Source organism: Actinoplanes couchii (assembly GCF_016862075.1).
GTDB lineage: Bacteria > Actinomycetota > Actinomycetes > Mycobacteriales > Micromonosporaceae > Actinoplanes > Actinoplanes couchii.
The window spans coordinates 1-626 of record NZ_BOMG01000198.1; the positions used below are offsets into that span (position 1 = coordinate 1).

The window sequence follows — 626 nt, forward strand, 5'->3', positions numbered from 1 at the left end:
CAGCGGCGTGCGGGACAGATCCCGCTCCGGCGCCAGCTCCTCGACCAGCCGCTCGAACGGGAAATCCTGATGAGCGAACGCGCCCACCACCCGATCCCGCACCCGGCCGAACAACTCGTTCACCGACGGATCCCCGGCCAGATCACCCCGCAACACCAGCGTGTTGACGAAGAACCCGATCAGACCCTCCACCTCGACCCGGCCCCGATTCGCCACCGGCGTTCCGACCGCCACATCGTTCTGGCCGCTGTACCGGCTCAGCAACACCTGGAACACCGACAACAAACCCATGAACGGCGTCACCCCGGCCCGCCGCACCAGACCCCGGAACTCCTCCACCACGGCGCCGGAGATGTCGAAACCGACCACACCACCAGCGCCGGTACGCACCGCCGGGCGCGCCCGGTCCAACGGCAGTTCGAGGGCTTCCACACCGGTCAGCTCACCGCGCCAGAACTCCAGGCCCCGGTCGAAGACGTCACCCCGCAACCAGCCCCGTTCCCACACCGCGAAATCCCGGTACGACACCGGCAGCACCGGCAGCACCGCGGCCGGATCCGCGTACAGAACCCCCAGCTCACGCGACAGGATGCCCAACGACCAACCGTCGGCGACCACGTGATGGA

At 68.5% G+C, this 626-nt stretch carries 1 protein-coding gene; it reads right to left on the reverse strand.

What is annotated here, in order from left to right; translation table 11 throughout:
• Window positions 1-618, reverse strand: a 618-nt coding sequence (locus tag Aco03nite_RS52470; protein WP_275416022.1) for a condensation domain-containing protein, incomplete at its 3' end; no start/stop codon positions are given.
• Between the last annotated feature and the right edge of the window lie 8 nt (window positions 619-626).